General features: G+C 71.4%; 1 protein-coding gene. It reads right to left on the bottom strand.

What is annotated here, in order from left to right; translation table 11 throughout:
* Positions 1-24: 24 nt before the first annotated feature.
* The gene (locus AC061S_RS44395; protein WP_478691568.1) at positions 25-1257 is read right to left on the bottom strand and encodes a cytochrome P450 family protein; all 1233 of its coding nucleotides are present in this window, start codon (positions 1255-1257) and stop codon (positions 25-27) included.
* Positions 1258-1389: the final 132 nt, after the last annotated feature.

Here is a 1389-nt window from a genome sequence, read left to right as displayed (position 1 = left end):
GGGTGGGTGGGGTGGGTGGGGTGGTCAGGTCCGTACGACGGGCAGCGCGGCCAGTCCGCGCATGACGCGGGCCGGCCGCCAGGGCAGCTCGTCGGCGGGCTTGGCCAGCGCGACGCTGCCCAGGCGCCGGAACAGGAGGGGGAGCGCGACGGTGCCTTCGAGGCGGGCCAGGGCGGCGCCGATGCAGAAGTGGGGCCCGTAGCCGAAGGCGAGGTGGTCATTGGGCGTCCGCCCGAGATCGAGCCGGTCCGGCTCGGGGAAACGGTCGCCGTCCCGGTTCGCCGAACCGATCAGGAGGCTGACGATGTCCCCCGCGCCGATCACCTGCCCGTGGAGAGGGATCGATTCTGCCGCGCAGCGGAAGGTCGCGTCACGCACCGGGGAGTCGTAGCGCAGGAGCTCCTCGACGGCAGTGGTGACGAGGTCCGGTGAGGTGACGAGGTCCGGTGAGGTGACGAGGTCCGGTGAGGTGAGCCGGGCCGCCTCGCCGGGGTTGCGGAGCAGGGTGAGGGTGCCGTTTCCGATGAGGTTCATGGTGGTGTCGTGTCCGACCAGCAGCAGGAGGTACGCGGTGGACCGCAGCTCCTCCTCGCTCATCGCGCCGCTCTCGTCGCTGGCCCGTACGAGAGCGCCCAGCAGGTCCGCTCCGTTCTGCTCGCCCCCCGTGCGTTTCGTGGTGACGAGCCGGTCGAGCAGGGCGTGCAGGTCGTTCTCCACCCGGGCCGGATCGAGACCCGGAGCGGGCGCGATGGTGGCCATGAGGGTGTCGCGGGTCTCCGCGTTGTCCAGTTCCTCGGGGACGCCGAGGATCGCGCAGATCATCCGGAAGGTCAGGGGCGCGGCGAAGTCCCCGATCACGTCCAGGTGCGCGTGGCCTTCGATCCGGTCCAGCAGCAGGTGTGCGGTGTCCGCGATGAAAGGTTCCAGCTGGGCGATGCGGCGGGGCACGAAGGCGGTGTTCACCAGGGTCCGCAGCCGCGTGTGATCCGGCGGATCGGCGTGGACCAGATGCCGGTTCAGCCCGGCCGGCCCCGCAACGTAGCCGGGCACCCGACCCGGGTCCTTGCTCAGCCGCTCGTCGGTGAGCAGCGCCCGGACGTCCTCGTAGCGGGAGATCTGCCACACGGTGGGACGCCCGGCCCGGCGCTCCGCCCGGGCGGGTGCATGCCGGCGCAGCCAAGCGAAGTAGGGGTACGGGTCCCGAACCCGCGCGGCCAACAGGTCGGGCGGCGGGGAGGGCAGGGCGGGAGCGGGCACAGGAACTCCGGAATCGGTAACCAATACGGACACCGGTTCAACGGACGTGTGAGGGGAGGGTGCGGAACGGACATGGGTTCGACGGGGGTTGGGCACCTCTTGCCGACGGGGGGTGGGAGGGGAAGCGGTTTT

The sequence above is a fragment of the Streptomyces sp. CA189 genome (genome assembly GCF_056428985.1).
This window is presented reverse-complemented; position numbering and strand designations above follow the sequence as displayed.